Source organism: Rhodococcus sp. JVH1, from assembly GCF_000280725.2.
Lineage (GTDB): Bacteria > Actinomycetota > Actinomycetes > Mycobacteriales > Mycobacteriaceae > Rhodococcus_F > Rhodococcus_F jostii_A.
Window position 1 is genome coordinate 1752361 of sequence record NZ_CP166289.1, and the last position, 16042, is coordinate 1768402.

Consider the following 16042-nt stretch of genomic DNA (forward strand, 5'->3'; position numbering starts at 1 on the left):
GCGCGACGGAACGCGCGCACAGACGATCTCCCCGACCGGACGCTATTGTCACCCACCCGAACGCCGAGCACTAGACTTCGGAAGGTTTGCCGACAGGAGGCTTACCTGTCGAGGAGGTGCCCCGCAGCGTGTCGGGAATTGTTGCGGGATTCACCGTCATATTCGTGATCATTGCGATCGGCTACCTGCTCGGCCGTCGCGGGACGCTGGGTGCGGAGGGCGAAACCGTCCTGGGCAGGCTGGTGTTCTTCGTCGCCACACCGGCGCTGCTGTTCGATTCGCTCGCATCGTCCGACCTCTCGGTGATCTTCTCGCCCACTCTGGCCGTCGCGGCTGTCACGGCATTGACGGTCGGCGCACTGTACATGGTCATTGCGAGAGTGTGGCTACGCAGGTCCCTTCCGGAACTGACGATCGGCGCCCTGTCGGCGTCCTACGTGAACTCCGCGAATCTCGGCATACCCATCGCCGTGTTCGTGCTGGGGGACGCGTCGTTCGTGGCGCCGCTGCTGCTGTTCCAGATCATCGCGTACTCCCCCATCGCCCTCACCATCCTCGACGTCACCACGCTCCGACGCGGCGCGTCGCGACTCGACACGATCACCGCGCCGTTCAAGAACCCGATCGTCGTGGCGGGTGCCGCGGGACTGCTGATCGCACTCCTCGGCTGGACACCCCCGGAAGCCCTGATGCAGCCGTTCCGGCTCCTAGGCGGCGCGTCGGTGCCGGGCGCGCTGCTCGCGTTCGGCATTTCGCTGTACGGGGTGCGGGTGCTGGAGAAGGGGACGAGCCCGCGACGCGACGTCGCGCTGGCGTCGGTGCTCAAGATCGTCGTGCAACCGGTGCTGGCCTACCTGATGGCGCGCTTCCTGCTCGGGCTGGACGGCCACGAACTGTTCGCCATCGTGGTGGTGGCGACACTGCCGACGGCCCAGAACGTCTTCGTCTACGCCAGCCGGTACGGGGTGGGAACGGTGCTGGCGCGAGACACGGCCTTCGTCACCACTCTGGCCGCGATTCCGGGGATTGCGCTGGTCTCCGGCCTGCTCGCGGGATGAGGTTACCGTGGCATATGCGCGTAATCGCCCTCGCAGTGCTGGCCTGCCTCGCCCTCGCCGGATGCGGGTCCGGTTCGAGCACCGACGAACCGACGATTCCCCCGGAGATCGCGTCCGCAGTGGATCCCAGCCCGACCAATCCGTCGTCGGGGATGCCGATTCCCTCCGAAGTGCCCGGCGGCGAGTTCGGCACCGTCTTCGAGTCGCGCCCCGACATCGTCCGGGCGAATCCGACGCCGTTCGAGTCGTGGTCCCGCGCGGACGGCAACACGGTGGCGATCCACTTCGTCACCGGGACCCCGGAGTGTTACGGCGCCGACGCGACCGTCACCGAGACCGACACCACCGTCACGATCTCGCTGCGCACCGGCACCCTCCCGGAGGCCGCCGACAAGATGTGCATTCTCGTCGCCGTGTTCGGCACCCTCGAAGTCCCGTTGCAGGCGCCACTCGGCAATCGCCAGGTGATCAACGGATGACGTGGTGAAGCACTGGTTCCTCAACGTCTGCGTTGCCACTGCTCTCCTCCAGGCCGTCTATCACGCTGTCCGCGTTCTCGTCTCCTACCGCGTCCTCGCGCTCGGCGGCGACGCCGTCACGATCGGCGTCGTCACCGCCCTGTTCTCACTGGCACCGCTGCTCGTCGCGGTCCGGATCGGACGCGCCGTGGACCGGCGGCACGCTGCCGCGGTCCTGCGGACCGGCGTGGTGCTGACCTCGCTCGGTGTCCTGGTGATCGCCGTGAGCGACGACCTGATCGTCCTCGGCCTCGGCAACGTGATCCTCGGGTTCGGCCAGATCCTCGTGACCGTCGCCGGGCAGGGGTTCATCACGCTCCTCTCCCCGCCCGGTGAGCTGGACCGGGGTTTTGCCGGATTGACGCTCGGCGTCTCGATCGGCCAGGCCGTCGGTGTTCCGCTGGTCGGACTGATCGCGGCGATGAGCTCGGACGGCGGCGTCGTCGAAACCACTCTGGCGCTGACGGTGATGGGTGTGGTGTCGCTGGCCGCGATCCCGTTCGCCTGGCCGATACGCGAACGCCCGCAAGCGGCGGAGTCGCCGTCGAAAGGCGACCGGCAGTCCGTGTTCAGCATGATCTCGACGACCGGGATGCGGCCGGCCGTGTTCAGCAGTCTGATCGTGCTGGCATCGGTCGACGTCGTCGTCGCGTACCTCCCCGTCCTCGGGCACGAGTTCGGTTTCAGCGTCCTCCTGGTGTCGCTGTTGCTGACCGCGCGGACCGCGGCGTCGATCGTGTCGCGCGCGTTCCTGCCGTGGCTGCTCACCCGAGTGCCGCGGCAGAAGCTGCTGATCTCCGCCACGCTGTGTTCGGCGCTGCCCACCGCCCTGCTGCCGTTCGTGCCCCACCCGGTCTGGATGGCCCTGCTCCTCGTCGTGGCCGGATTCTTCTGGGGCATCGGTCAACCACTGACGATGACGTGGGTGGCCGGGCTCGTCACCGCCGCCAACCGGGCCGCCGCGTTGTCGCTGCGCCTGACCGGCAACCGGCTCGGGCAGGTACTGATTCCGCTGGCCGCAGGCGCCGCGGCGGGGGTCGCGGGTACGTCGTCGATCTTCGTGATCACCGGCGGACTGCTCGGCACCGCAGCGGTCTCCACCTGGCGAGCCGTGAGTACTTGTTAACCGCCCACGGTTAACAAGTACTCACAGCTCCGAAACGTCGCGTCCGTCGCCACACGACGCTCCACTTCGTCGGATGTGGCGTGCGTCTCTTCTCGACACACTGGTTCCCAAGTCACGCGTTTGCCAGATCAGGGGTCAGGAGCCACACGATGAGCTATACCGGTGTCATTCCGAGCACGACCGACACACCCCGTCCACGCCAGGACGAGGCCGCCGTGTCGAGCGCGGTCCTGGCGTCCGGAGGGACCACTCCGCGGCTGCGATTCGTCGACACCGCGGATGCATTGCCCGAGCCGGCCGCCGTCATGGTCTGGCCGCAGGGCACCCCGTTGCTCGCCGAGTTGGTCGCGCTGTTCGCGGACCTGGGGTTGCGGGTCGCGTCCCACGAACAGCTGCCCGCGGGCGAGCCCGGCAGCCCGCTGGTCCACCGCTTCGACTTCAGCACCGGCGACTTCGCCTGGGACGCCGAAACTCCGGGCCTGCTGTCCGACGCGTTCGAGGCCGCGGCCGCCGGACATCTGGAGGTCGACGGGTTCACCCGGCTCGTCGCCGCGGCGAACCTGACGTGGACGGACGCCGTCATGGTCCGGGCGGCCTGCCGCTACCTCCGCCAGGTGGGGCTGGGTCTGTCGGAACCCAACATCGTGGCAATCTTGTTGCGGCACAGCGATTTCGTGCGCGGTTTCCGCGACCTGTTCACCGCCCGTTTCGATCCCGCCGTCACCGGCACCGACCGCGACAGCGCGGTCGCGGACGCGGAGCGCGTGCTGTTCGACGCGATCGACCGCACCGCGACGCTGGACGAGGACCGTCTGCTCCGCGGCCTGCTGTCGTTCACGTCGGCGGTGCTGCGCACCAACTGGTTCCAGCACGACCGCACGATCAGCGCCGCCCCCGCCGCGTTCAAGATCGACCCGTCGCTGCTGTCGCTGTCCGCGGCCGTGACCCCGTACCGCGAGATCTTCGTGCATTCGCCGATCGTGGAGGGCAGCCACGTTCGTAGCGGTCCGGTCTCGCGCGGCGGCCTGCGGTGGTCGGACCGCAAGGACGACTTCCGCACCGAGGTTCTGGGTCTGATGAAGACGCAGCACGTGAAGAACTCGCTGATCGTTCCGATGGGCGCGAAGGGCGCGTTCGTGGTGCGCACCGAGACGACGCCCGACGCGGTCCGTGCGGCGTACACGAGTTTCATCGACGGATTGCTCGACGTCACCGACGACATCGTCGACGGCGAGGTGGTCCACCCCCGCGACACGGTGATCTACGACGACGCCGACCCGTATCTGGTGGTGGCCGCCGACAAGGGCACGGCCCGGTTCTCCGACCTGGCCAACAGCATCGCGACGCGTCGCGGCTTCTGGCTCGGCGACGCGTTCGCGTCCGGTGGCTCCGCCGGCTACGACCACAAGGCGATGGGTATCACGGCGCGCGGCGGATGGGTTTCCGTCCGCAGGCATTTCGCGGAGATGGGCAAGAACGTCGACACCGACGCGTTCACGGTGGTCGGCATCGGCGACATGTCCGGCGACGTGTTCGGCAACGGGATGCTGCTCAGCCGCGCCATCCGGCTGGTCGGCGCGTTCGACCACCGGCACATCTTCCTCGATCCCGAACCGGATTCCGAGGCGTCCTACCGGGAGCGCGAGCGCCTCGCCTCCGTGGCGGGCAGCAGCTGGGACGACTACGACCGGAGCCTCGTCTCGGCGGGCGGCGGCGTGTGGCCGCGGACGGCGAAGAAGATCCCGCTGTCGCCGCAGGTGCGGGAACGCCTCGGCGTCACCGCCACCGAACTCCCCCCGCACGAGGTGGTGAAGGCGCTGCTGACCGCGGACGTGGATCTGCTGTGGAACGGCGGAATCGGCACGTACGTCAAGGCTTCCACCGAGGGGCACGCCGACGCCGCCGACCCGGCCAACGACGCCGTCCGGGTGGAGGCGAGCGATGTGCGCGCCGCGGTGATCGGCGAGGGCGGCAACCTCGGCCTCACGCAGCGCGCCCGCATCGAGTACGCGCTGAACGGCGGCCGGATCAACGCCGACTTCATCGACAACGCCACCGGCGTCGCTACGTCGGATCGGGAAGTGAACCTGAAGGTCGCGCTGGACGCGGCCGTGGCGGCGGGCGAACTCCCCGCCGAGGAACGGAACACTCTGCTCGCCCGCGTCCAGGACGAGATCGGCGAATCGGTGCTTGCCGACGCCGCCTCCCAGACGCTCGCCATCAGCCTCGCCGAGGTCCACGCACCGTTCCTGCTCGGACGCCACGAGCGGCTGATCGAGAACCTCGAGCGCGACGCCGGGATCAGCCGCGCCGCGGAGGTGCTGCCGTCGGCGGCGGAACTGTCCGCCCGGCACCGCGCGGGCCAGGGACTGGTCCGGCCGGAGATCGCTGTTCTGCTCGCACAGTCGAAGAACCTCGTCGTCACCGAACTGCTCGCCTCCCCCGTGCTCGACGACGCCGTGTTCGACGGTGTTCTCGCCGACTACTTCCCGGCGTCCATCCGCGAACGCGTCCCCCAGCAGATCAGCGGTCACCGGCTCGCCCGGGAGATCGTGGCCGTGATCGTGGCCGGCGACATGATCGACCGTGTCGGCCCCGGCCTGATCCACCGCCTCGAGGAGCGGCTCGGCGTCGGCACCCCCGAGATCACCGTCGCGTACGCGGTGGTGCGGCAGGTGTTCGACATCGACCGCCTGTGGAACGAGGTCCTCACCCTGCCCGGCGCGTCCCACCGGACCCGGCTGAACCTGCACTTCGGCATCCAGGACCTGATCGAACGCACCACGTCGTGGTTGCTGCGGCATCGCACCGCGGGCACGGATGCGCAGCAGCTCATCGAGCGGTTCGCGAAGCCGGTTCAGGAACTCGCGGCGGCACTGCCGCGCCTCACCGGTGCGCCCGCCCAGGACCTGGGCACGCTGCGGATCCTGGCGCAGGGCTTCGCCCTGGAGACCACCGCGCAGTCGCTCGACCTGCCGATCACCCAGGTCGCCGAGACGTATCGCGAATTCGGTCGTGTGGTGGGCCTCGACTGGCTGTCGGAACGGTTCTCCGTCGGCGAGACCGGGACCGCCTACTGGGAGGCGATGGCGGGTGCCGTCCTCGTCGACAACCTGCAGGAGCACTGGCACGGCCTGATCGGACTGGTACTGCGCGACGCCTCGCCCGCGACGTCCGCCGCCGACGCCGTCGCCGGCTGGCTGGCCGAACACGCCACCGCCGCGGACCGCCTGGCCCAGATGCTGGGCGAGCTGCGCAGCCACGACCGCGTGGACAACTCGAGCATCTGCGTCATCGATGCCGAACTGTCGCTCGCGCTCACCCGCTGCTAACCGAACCACCTTTCACGAATCCGTCAGCACTTCAACCAAAGGAGCTCGAAAGTGCCTACTCTCCAACGTGATGTCGCCATCGTCGGCGCCGGCCCGTCCGGCCTGGCCGCAGCCACCGCGCTGCGCAAGGCGGGGCTGTCCGTCGCGGTCCTGGAGGCGCGCGACCGCGTGGGAGGTCGGACCTGGACCGACACCATCGACGGCGCGATGCTGGAGATCGGTGGCCAGTGGGTCTCCCCCGACCAGACCACGCTCATCTCGCTGCTCGACGAACTCGGACTCGAGACGTTCGACCGGTACCGCGAGGGTGAGTCCGTCTACATCTCCGCCTCTGGCGAGCGCACCCGCTACACCGGCGAATCCTTCCCCGTCGACGAGACGACCCGCAAGGAGATGGACCGGCTGATCCAGATCCTCGACGACCTGGCCGCGCAGGTCGGGGCCGAGGAGCCCTGGGCGCACCCGCTGGCCCGCGAACTGGACACGATCTCCTTCAAGCACTGGCTGATCGAGCAGTCCGACGACGCCGAAGCCCGCGACAACATCGGCCTGTTCATCGCAGGCGGCATGCTGACCAAGCCCGCTCACTCGTTCTCGGCGCTGCAGGCGGTGCTCATGGCCGCGTCCGCCGGATCGTTCTCACACCTGGTGGACGAGGACTTCATCCTCGACAAGCGCGTCATCGGCGGCATGCAGCAGGTGTCGATCCGGATGGCCGCCGCGCTCGGCGACGACGTCTTCCTGAACGCGCCCGTGCGCACCGTCCAGTGGAGCGAGAACGGCGCAGTCGTGCTGGCGGACGGGGACATTCGTGTGGAGGCGTCCCGCGTCGTGCTCGCCGTCCCGCCGAACCTGTACTCCCGCATCTCCTACGACCCGCCGCTGCCGCGCCGCCAGCACCAGATGCACCAGCACCAGTCGCTGGGACTCGTCATCAAGGTGCACGCGGTGTACGAGACCCCGTTCTGGCGTGAGGACGGTCTCGCAGGCACCGGATTCGGCGCGTCCGAGGTCGTCCAGGAGGTGTACGACAACACCAACCACGAGGACACCCGGGGAACCCTCGTCGCGTTCGTGTCGGACGAGAAGGCCGACGCGATGTTCGAACTGAGCGAAGAGGAGCGCCGCGCCACCATCCTCGGTTCGCTCGCCCGCTACCTCGGACCGAAGGCCGCCGAGCCGGTCGTCTACTACGAGTCCGACTGGGGCTCGGAGGAATGGACCCGGGGCGCGTACGCCGCGAGCTTCGACCTCGGTGGTCTGCACCGGTACGGGAAGGACACGCGGACGCCGGTCGGACCGTTCCACTTCTCCTGCTCGGACATCGCCGCCGAGGGCTACCAGCACGTGGACGGCGCCGTGCGGATGGGTCAGCGCACCGCCGCGGACATCGTCGCCCGCCTCGGCAAGTAGTCCCGTCCGATCATCGCCCGGCAGTCACGACTGCCGGGCGATGATCGCGAGCAGCAGTTCGGCGCGCACCCGCGCCACGTCCAGCCGGCAGTCGATCAACGACTCGATCCGCGACATGCGGCTGCGCAGGGTGTGCCGGTGCACGCCCATCGCCGCGGCCGCCGACTCCCAGTGCCCGTTCGCCTCGAGGAACGCCCGCAGCGATCCCAACAGTTCCGTGCCGTTGGTGCGGTCGTACTCGTCGATCGGCGCGATCATCGTGTCCGCCAGCGAGTTCAGCACCTCCCGCGTCGAGCTGAAGGCGAGCAGCGCGCTGCCGGTGAGCGCCGCGAACTCCAACGGCTCGGCTCCCGCCTCGGCGGCCGACGCGGCGAGCTGGGACTGCTCGATCGCCGCCACCAGACCGGCGACCTCCCGCTTCCCGCTCAGCCCGGCACGGATCGCCTTCCGCGCCGGCGCGGACAGTCCGCGCAGCATCGCCCGCGCGAAGTCCACGTCGTCGGTGCCCCGCAGCAGAACGGTGACCCGCGTATCGTGACGGCGCGAGAAGAGTTGCCGCCCGGCCTTGTTCATCGCGACCGCGACCGCCGACTCCACCCGTTCCGCGAGTGCCGGCGTCTCGGCCACGACCGTGAGTCCGCGGACCATCCCGTCGGCGTCCGCGGCGTGCCGAATCTGCGACCAGGCGGGCGCGAGGTCGCGGTCCTCGGTGAGCAGCAGGCCGAGGGCGTGCGAATTGAGCCGGTTCTGTGCGGTCCGGAGTCGCACCGGCTTCTCGAAATCCAAGGCGAGCAACGAGTTCGCATGACCGAGCAGGATCTGGTCGACGTGGCTGAGCGCGGTGGGGCTGATCACGGCGAGGTGTCCGTGTGGTGTGCTGCCGACGCTGATCTGCTGCACCGTGATCGACGCGCCCGACCGTGCCAGCGACACGCTGCTCGACGCGCCGCCGGTGCCCGCCTCCAGCACTTCCCGCAGTTCCCCGAGTACGTCCTCCGCGGGCTGCGCCGGATGCGACTCCAGCACCCGGCCGGACAGGTCGAGGAGCAGGACGGTGGCCGACGTGGCGACGGCCAGCTCGCGCACAGTGGCACCGGTGCCGCCCTGGATGACGGCGCGGGTCATCCGCGGCTGCGCCCGGGATGCGCGCAGCACCGCCTCGTACTCCTGCTCCGCGAGTCGGTTCATGACCCGCTTGATCACGGCCGCGAACGGTGTCGGCAACGGCACCTCGAGCAGCGGCAGCCCGATCTCGTCGGCGACGGCGACCAGGTCCTCGGGCACCTCCGGATGTGAGAGACCGGTGCCGAACCCGACCGCCGCCACCCCGGCTTCACCGAGGCCGCGCAGGTATCGGGCCCGGTCGGCGGCGGTCAACGGTAGCCGGATTCCGGTGGTGAGGAGCAGTTCTCCGCCGGAGAGCCACCGGAAGGGGTCCTGCAGTTCGGTGGTGTGGGCGAACGTGATCTCGTTGCCGAGACCGGCGGCGCCACCCTTCAATTCGAGAGCCAGGTCCGGCTGGGACAACATCCAGCGAACGGGAACGGTCATGTCGGCTCCTGCGCATTGCGGTCGGGTCCGTGCCACCCTGACCGGTCGGGATCGGGATAGCGCTGGACAAGTTGGCCAGCGGAGCACGGACGACTACTCCATTGTGTCAGACGTCGACCCTCGGGCGACGCCGAAACCCCACATTAACGAATTGAGTTCGTTTGACCCCTTGCGTACGGGACGCGCCCTCCGCATACTTAACGAATCCCATTCGCTAAGTGACCCACGTCTCACGCGGGCCGCCACCCGAGACACGGAGTTGTCGTTGACCCACCCCAGGAACCCCACGTGACCGCCGCAGTCCGCGTCCCACTGACACTCGGCCGCGGTATCGCCACGTTCAGCGTCTTCGTCGTCGGCTACATCACGGCCAATCTGATCCCGCTCATGATCATCGCGATGGTCGACGATCTCGGCATCACCCAGACCGTCGCCGGCGCCGTCCTCACCGGCTCCCTGCTGGCCACCGCACTCGTCTGTCTCGCGACCACCCGGTGGGCGGCGGGGCGCTCGCGCCACCTGCTCGGCCGCGTCAGCCTCGTCGTGATGGCCGCGGGATTCGCCGTCGCCGCCACCGTCCACTCGGCGCCGATCGCGTGCGTCGCGATCCTCGTCGGCGGGATCGGTGCCGGTGGCGCGGTCGCGGTCGGCGGGGCGGCCCTGGCCGCGCTGAACAATCCGAACCGGGTGTCCGGGATCAACGGGCTCGTCAACCGCACCGCGGTCACCGGGGTACTGGCACTGATCCCGATCCTCGGCCTGCACATGACCAATGCCTTCGGGATCGTCGCGGTGCTGGCGCTGGCGACGGTGTTCACGATCACCTGGCTGCCGTCCGCCCCCGCCGTCGTGGACGACTCGGCGAGCACCGCGCACACCCGAACCCCGTTGCCCGAGGGCGTCACCGAGAAGAAACTGGCCGTCGCCGGCTTCACCCTGCTCGTACTCTTCGCCGTCTGGGCGATCGGCGAGGACTCGCTGTGGGCGGTGTCCGGCATCATGGGCGCCGAACACGCGGCCCTGACGGAACAGCAGATGGGCCTGGCCCTGAGCCTCTCCACCGCGGGCGGCATCGGCGCCGCCCTCGTCCTCACGGCGCTCGGGTCACGCCTCGGACGCACCGTCCCCACCGCCGTCCTCCTCGTGCTCGGCGCCGCCCTCAAACTGGGCTCGTGCCTGGCCACCGATTCGACGACGTATCTGGTGCTCATCATCGCCTGGAACACGGTGTACGCCGCGGCCTTCATCTACGTGGTCGCCATCGCGGCCGCGCTGGACTCGTCCGGCCGCTGGTCCGCCCCGCTCCTCGGAACGTATCTGGTGGGGTCCGCGTTCGCCCCGCTCTTCGGCACCCTCGTGACCGGCGCAGTCGGCTACGTCGCGTTCGGCGTCGTCCTCGCGGGCATCAGCCTCGTCCTGCTGGTGCCGATCGTGTCGATCGCCCGCCTGTCGACGCGCACCGAGCGTGCCTCCGCGTCACCCGGACAGGATCCCACTGCCCGGTACACCACCTCGGTCGTCGTCTGACGGAAAGAGAGAACACCATGAACACCGACACGACGACCCACTACCGCGGCGGCCGGATCTTCACCGCCGCCGAACCCGCCTGGGCCGAGTCGATGATCGTCCAGGGCGATCGCCTCACGTACGTCGGCGACACCGCGACCGCCGACACGCTGTCCGGCGACGCCCGCGTCGTCGAACTCGGCGGGGCCTTCGTCCTGCCCGGCTTCATCGACGCCCACACCCACCTGCTGATGATGGGCCAGGCCCTCCAGAAGCTGGACCTGCAGAGCGCCGCCGATCTGAACGACATCCAGGACCGCATCCGCCGATTCGCCGCCGAGAACCCGGACGCGCCCCGGCTCCTGGGACGCAGCTGGCTGTTTGCGGCACTCGACGGACACCCGCCGACGCGGCAGATGATCGACGCGGCCGAGGCCGACCGCCCCGTGTACCTCGATTCCAACGATGTGCACTCGGCGTGGGTGAACACGGCCGCGCTCCGCGAACTCGGCATCGACGCAGACACTCCCGACCCGATCGGCGGCCGGATCGAGCGTGATCCCGTCACCGGTGAGGCCACCGGCATGCTCTACGAGACGGCGGTGACCCAGATCGTGTGGCCCGCCCTCGCGAAGTTGGTCAGCGACACCGAGCGGGACGTCGCCCTCGCGGCCGCATTCGAGCAGTATCTCGCGGACGGCGTCACCGGGGCGGTCGACATGGCGCTCGGCGCGGACGAGGTCGAGGCGCTCGAACGCGCACTGGCCGCAGGCGGGGGCACGCTGCCGCTCCGGGTGGCCGGCCACTGGCTGATCGAACGAACCGATTCGGACGAGGAGAACGTCCGCCAGGTGCACGAGGCGGTGGAGCACCACAGGCGACTGCAGGGTCCGTGGCTGCGGATGGCCGGGATCAAGATCATCATCGACGGCGTCATCGACAGCTGCACCGCGGCGATGAAGGAACCGTACTCGGACGGCACCAATGCCGAACCGATCTGGGACCTCGCCTCGCTGGCACCGGTGGTCGTCGCGGCGGATGCCGCCGGCCTCCAGGTGGCGCTGCACGCGATCGGCGACGAGGCGTCGGAGATCGCGCTCGCCGCGCTCGAACAGGCGATCGCCGCCAACGGGATTCGCCCGCGCCGGCACCGGATGGAGCACCTGGAGACGATCACGAAGGACAATGTGGAGCGCCTTGCGCGCCTCGGGGTCGTCGCGTCGATGCAGCCGGTCCATGCCGATCCGGCGATCCAGGACAACTGGCGGGCGATGCTGGGCGACCATCGGGTCGAGCGGGCGTTCCCGTGGCCCGAGATGACCGCCGCGGGCGCCGTCCTCGCGCTGGGGTCCGACGCCCCCACGGCGCCGCATCCCCCGCTGCCCAACATGTACATCGCGACGACGCGTAAGTCCGCAATCGATCCGGCGCTCGCACCGAACCTGCCCGAGTACGCACTGCCGATGGCGGACGCGCTCGCGCACGCCACCCGCGACGCCGCCTACTCGTGCCGCTGGGACGATCTCACCGGTCAACTGGTGGCGGGCAAGGCCGCCGATTTCGTGGTCCTCGACGGGGATCCGTTCACCGCGGGCGCCGATTCCCTCCTCACAGCGCGGGTGCAGCTGACCGTGGTGGCCGGCTCCGTGCGCCACGAAGCGGAGGTGGCAGGCAGCCACCCCGTGTAGCCGACCCGGTCAGTCCCGTTCGGCTGCGGCGTCTTCCGTGACGCCGCAGCCGATCTGTTCACAGAACCCCAGCATGGCTGTGCGCGCGGCATCGACGGTGATGAGGCTGTTTCCGCCGACGATGTGCAAACCGTACGCATCCTCGAGGGCCACCAGATTCATTGCCGCCTGGTCGATGTCGCCGCGCACGGCGAACTCCCCCGCCGCGTGCCCGTCGCCGAGGATGGCGCGGTACGTCGCGAGCTGCCGCAGATACATCTTTTGGACCAGTTCGTCGTGCAGCGCCGAAGTGCCTGTCATGAAGTCGAATTCGTAGAGCAACCGCATCAGGGTGTCGTCGGGACCACTCGGCAGCCCGGCGTCGATGGCCGTCCGCAGCTTGGCGGCGTACGACGACTGCGCGGCCACCGCCTCGTCGCGCAGATCGCAGTAGCGCTCGGTGCCGGCCCGGTGCGCCTCGACGAGAAGCGAATCCAGATCGTCGAAGTAGTAGAGCAGCGCGCCGCGCGTCAGGCCCGCGCGCTTCGCGACATCGGTCAGGGACAGCGACCTGAGCCCGTGCGCGGATCCCGCCTGGAGCGTCGCCTCGATGAGTTCGGAACGCCGCTGCTTCTGAGTGTTCGGTCGCGCCATGCCGTTGACACTAGCCGACGTGATCTGTGACACTCGGCCCAGTTGTTTGACTGACCCGTCAAAAAACTATTTCCGGCCCTCCCCCTCCCCGAACGGACAGCTCATGGACCAGACCGCCCGGCCACCCACCGCCACTCCCACCGCCACACCCGGCACCTACGAGGCCTCGCTCTCCCGGAGCATCGGCGTCGGCGGAAACATCCTGATCACCCTGTCGTCGATCTCCCCGGCGTCGAGCGTCTTCATCCTCGGCGGCTCGGCGCTCGCCCTGTTCGGCACCGGCGTGTTCTGGGCGTTCCTCATCGCCGGCATCGTGAGCATTCTCATCGCCTTCTGCTACGCCGAACTCGCCTCCGCGTATCCCGTTGCCGGCGGCGACTACTCGCTCGTGTCGCGGGCACTCGGACCGGCCTTCGGCGTCGCCACATTCTTCATCAGCCTCATCTCCCTGCCGCTGATCATCGCCGTCTTCGCCCTGGGGGTCGCCGACTACCTGGGCGTCGCGATCCACGGCCTGTCCCCGCAGCAGACCGCGCTCGTCGTGGTCGCGATCACCACCGTGACCGCGTGTTTCGACATCCGCACGAACGCATGGCTCACCGGCGTCTTCCTGGGCGTCGAGATGGCGGCGCTGGCTCTGCTCACCGTCCTCGGTTTCGTCCACATGGAACGGCCACTCACCAGCCTTCTCAGCCCGGAGGTCCTCGATCCGAGCACCGGCAACCTCGCGCCGCTGGCGATCTCCGGACTGATGCTGGCCGTCACCCAGGGGGTCTTCGCGTACAACGGATACGGCGGCGCCGTGTACTTCGCCGAGGAGACCAAGAACGCCGCCCGCTCGATCGCGAAAGCAGTGATCTGGAGCGCCGTCATCACCGTCGCCACCGAACTCGTCCCGCTCATCGCGATCCTGGTGGGCGCCCGCTCGCAGACCGAACTCTTCGGTTCCAGCCTTCCCGTCGAGGCATTCCTCACCGAACGCGCCGGTCACGCCGTCGCCATGGTGGTCCTGCTCTCGATCGCCCTCGCCGTGATCAACGCGATCATCGCGATCACGCTGCAGGCGGGCAGGCTCCTCTACGCCGCAGCTCGCGACCGCGCTCTCCCCGAGACCGTCGCCGCGCCGCTGCAGACCGTCAGCATCAAGGGCCGCGTCCCCGTCCTCGCCACCGTCGTGATGGGCACCATCGCGTTCGCCGCGTGCTTCGTCCCGCTGGACGTCCTGCTCACCGCCACCGGGTCGACCCTGACGTTCACGTACCTGTTCATCGCGCTGGCCGCGATCAACCACCGCCGCGGCGGAGCCACCCGAACCGGCTACCGGATGCCGTTGTGGCCGCTGGCCCCGGGAATCTGCATCGCCGCACTCGGCCTCGTCTTCGTCGTCACGCTGCTCGACCCGGAGCAGTGGCCCAGCCTGGGCATCTCCCTCGGACTCGTCGCCGCCGGTTTCGTCTACTTCGCCCTGTACCTGCGACCGCGCAAGCACACCCACCTGCTGTTGCTGAACGCTGCACCCGAGGAGAACTGCTGATGCTCGACCTACTTCTGACCAACGGCGTCGTGCGCACGTTCGACACCACCGGCCGGGCCGAGGCCGTCGGCATCGCGGACGGCCGGATCCGGTACGTCGGAACCACCGAGGACGCACCCGCCGCCCGGCGCACCATCGACCTGCGAGGCAGGCTGCTCACCCCCGGCATCATCGACAGCCACAACCACCTGCTCCTCGGATTCGATCCCGACGCCGTGAGCCTCGAAGGCGCACACGACCTCACCGAGGTCCGGCGACGGATCGGCACGCACGCGGCCGCCCGCCCCGACCTCGACTGGATCTGCGCCGAGAACGCCGTCTACTCCGTGGTGACCGGGCGGCGACCGAACGCCGCCGACCTGGCCGGCCTCACGGATCGTCCGGTCTTCATCACCACCTACGACCAGCACTCGGTGTGGCTGAACGACGCCGCACTGCGTGTCCTCGGAATCGACCGCGGCACCCAGATTCCCTGGGGGCGGCCGGAATTCGACGACACCGGCGTACCCACCGGCTGGGTCACGGACTTCTACACCAGCGCGATGACGCGGGCCGGTCTGGCCGGTCTCCAACGCGACATCCCGATGTACTCCCCCGACCGCCGCTATCGCCGCATCACGTCCAGCTTGGAGATGGCGACCGCGAGCGGCATCACCACCGTCGTCGAACCACAGGTCCCGCTGGCCGAACTCGATCTGATGTACCGGGCCCGCGCCGAGGGACGGATGAACTCGCGGGTGATCACCGCCCTGTTCCACCCCGTCGGCGCCGACGCCGAGTTTCGCCGGGACCTGCGGGAGGCCGTCGACAGCGCACCCGTCGACGACATGCTGCGGCTCGGGCCGGTGAAGCTGTACGCCGACGACGTGATCGAACCGCACACCGCCGCCATGCTGTCCGACTACGCGAACCGGCCGGGGCACCGCGGCGCGCCCAGCCTGCCGCCGCACGAGTTCACCGCGATGCTCACCGAACTCGACCGCCTCGGCTTCCAGACGCACACCCACGCGACCGGCGACTGGGGTATCCGGCTGGCGCTCGACTCGATCGAGCACGCCGGCCGCGTGAACGGGACGGCCGACCGACGGCACGGCATCGTCCACGTCGAATGCCTCCACCCCGAGGACCTTCCCCGGTTCCGGAAGCTCGGCGTGGTCGCGGCGATGCAGCCGCGGCACTGCTCTCCCGACCTCGTCGCGGGAACGTGGATGGAGAACGTCGGTGAGGACCGGTGGGACCGGGCGTGGCGGTTCCGTTCGCTCGCCGAGTCGGGGGCGGCGCTGGCGTTCTCCAGCGACTGGCAGGTCGGGGAGATGGATCCGCTCGTCGGCCTGTACTCGGCCCTGACCCGCTCGGGCCTGGACGGCCGCACCGACTGGACTCCGCGCGAGCGGATGGACCTGGATTCGGCGTTGCGGGCGTACACCCGGGGCGGCGCCTGGGCGTGGCACGCCGAGGACGAGCTCGGAGTGATCCGTCCGGGTGCCCGCGCCGACCTGGTCGTCTGGTCGGCGGACCTCTACGCGCTCGAACCCGGGCAACTGCTGGACCAGCGGGCCGACCTCACCCTCGTCGGCGGCGCGATCGTGCACGACGCCGACGCCGACTCCGCGAGCGCCGGTGCGGACGTGCCGTTCGCCGGCTCCGGCGCGGCCGGGCACACCTGCTCGCACGGGTGACTTT

The 16042-nt window shown here is 69.4% G+C and carries 11 protein-coding genes; 9 read left to right on the forward strand and 2 right to left on the reverse strand.

The genetic code is table 11. The features are described 5' to 3' along the window. Positions 1 to 128: 128 nt before the first annotated feature. From JVH1_RS08275 to JVH1_RS08295, 5 genes are all read left to right on the forward strand, one after another. Positions 129 to 1058 carry an AEC family transporter gene (locus JVH1_RS08275; protein ID WP_009478871.1) on the forward strand — a complete coding sequence of 310 codons (930 nt, stop codon included), beginning with the start codon at positions 129 to 131 and terminating at the stop codon, positions 1056 to 1058. Positions 1059 to 1072: 14 nt separating this feature from the next. Beyond that, positions 1073 to 1537 (forward strand): hypothetical protein, encoded by a 465-nt coding sequence (locus JVH1_RS08280; protein WP_009478870.1) that lies wholly within the window; start codon positions 1073 to 1075, stop codon positions 1535 to 1537. A 1-nt stretch (position 1538) separates the two neighbouring features. Next, complete coding sequence (locus JVH1_RS08285) at positions 1539 to 2702, forward strand: MFS transporter (RefSeq protein ID WP_043781748.1); 1164 nt, start codon at positions 1539 to 1541, stop codon at positions 2700 to 2702. 149 nt (positions 2703 to 2851) lie between these two features. Continuing rightward, positions 2852 to 6034 carry an NAD-glutamate dehydrogenase domain-containing protein gene (locus JVH1_RS08290; protein ID WP_009478868.1) on the forward strand — a complete coding sequence of 1061 codons (3183 nt, stop codon included), beginning with the start codon at positions 2852 to 2854 and terminating at the stop codon, positions 6032 to 6034. A 51-nt stretch (positions 6035 to 6085) separates the two neighbouring features. Then, the gene (locus tag JVH1_RS08295; protein ID WP_009478867.1) at positions 6086 to 7447 is read left to right on the forward strand and encodes an NAD(P)/FAD-dependent oxidoreductase; all 1362 of its coding nucleotides are present in this window, start codon (positions 6086 to 6088) and stop codon (positions 7445 to 7447) included. Positions 7448 to 7471: 24 nt separating this feature from the next. Here the strand turns inward: JVH1_RS08295 and JVH1_RS08300 are convergent, their stop codons facing one another. After that, a complete protein-coding gene (locus JVH1_RS08300; RefSeq protein WP_009478866.1) occupies positions 7472 to 8998 on the reverse strand; it encodes a PucR family transcriptional regulator in 1527 nt (508 codons plus the stop codon). 288 nt (positions 8999 to 9286) lie between these two features. Between JVH1_RS08300 and JVH1_RS08305 the strand changes: the two genes are divergently transcribed. Further along, a complete protein-coding gene (locus tag JVH1_RS08305) occupies positions 9287 to 10525 on the forward strand; it encodes an MFS transporter (RefSeq protein WP_009478865.1) in 1239 nt (412 codons plus the stop codon). 17 nt (positions 10526 to 10542) lie between these two features. Next, positions 10543 to 12192, forward strand: a complete 1650-nt coding sequence (locus JVH1_RS08310) for an amidohydrolase (protein ID WP_009478864.1) — start codon at positions 10543 to 10545, stop codon at positions 12190 to 12192. Positions 12193 to 12201: 9 nt separating this feature from the next. On the opposite strand, the gene JVH1_RS08315 is transcribed toward JVH1_RS08310, so the two are convergent. Further along, positions 12202 to 12825 carry a TetR/AcrR family transcriptional regulator gene (locus JVH1_RS08315; protein WP_009478863.1) on the reverse strand — a complete coding sequence of 208 codons (624 nt, stop codon included), beginning with the start codon at positions 12823 to 12825 and terminating at the stop codon, positions 12202 to 12204. Positions 12826 to 12928: 103 nt separating this feature from the next. Between JVH1_RS08315 and JVH1_RS08320 the strand changes: the two genes are divergently transcribed. Both JVH1_RS08320 and JVH1_RS08325 read left to right on the forward strand, forming a co-directional pair. Continuing rightward, complete coding sequence (locus JVH1_RS08320) at positions 12929 to 14359, forward strand: APC family permease (RefSeq protein WP_009478862.1); 1431 nt, start codon at positions 12929 to 12931, stop codon at positions 14357 to 14359. After that, the gene (locus JVH1_RS08325; protein ID WP_009478861.1) at positions 14359 to 16038 is read left to right on the forward strand and encodes an amidohydrolase; all 1680 of its coding nucleotides are present in this window, start codon (positions 14359 to 14361) and stop codon (positions 16036 to 16038) included. Before JVH1_RS08320 ends, JVH1_RS08325 begins: the two co-directional genes overlap by 1 nt. Positions 16039 to 16042 lie beyond the last annotated feature (4 nt).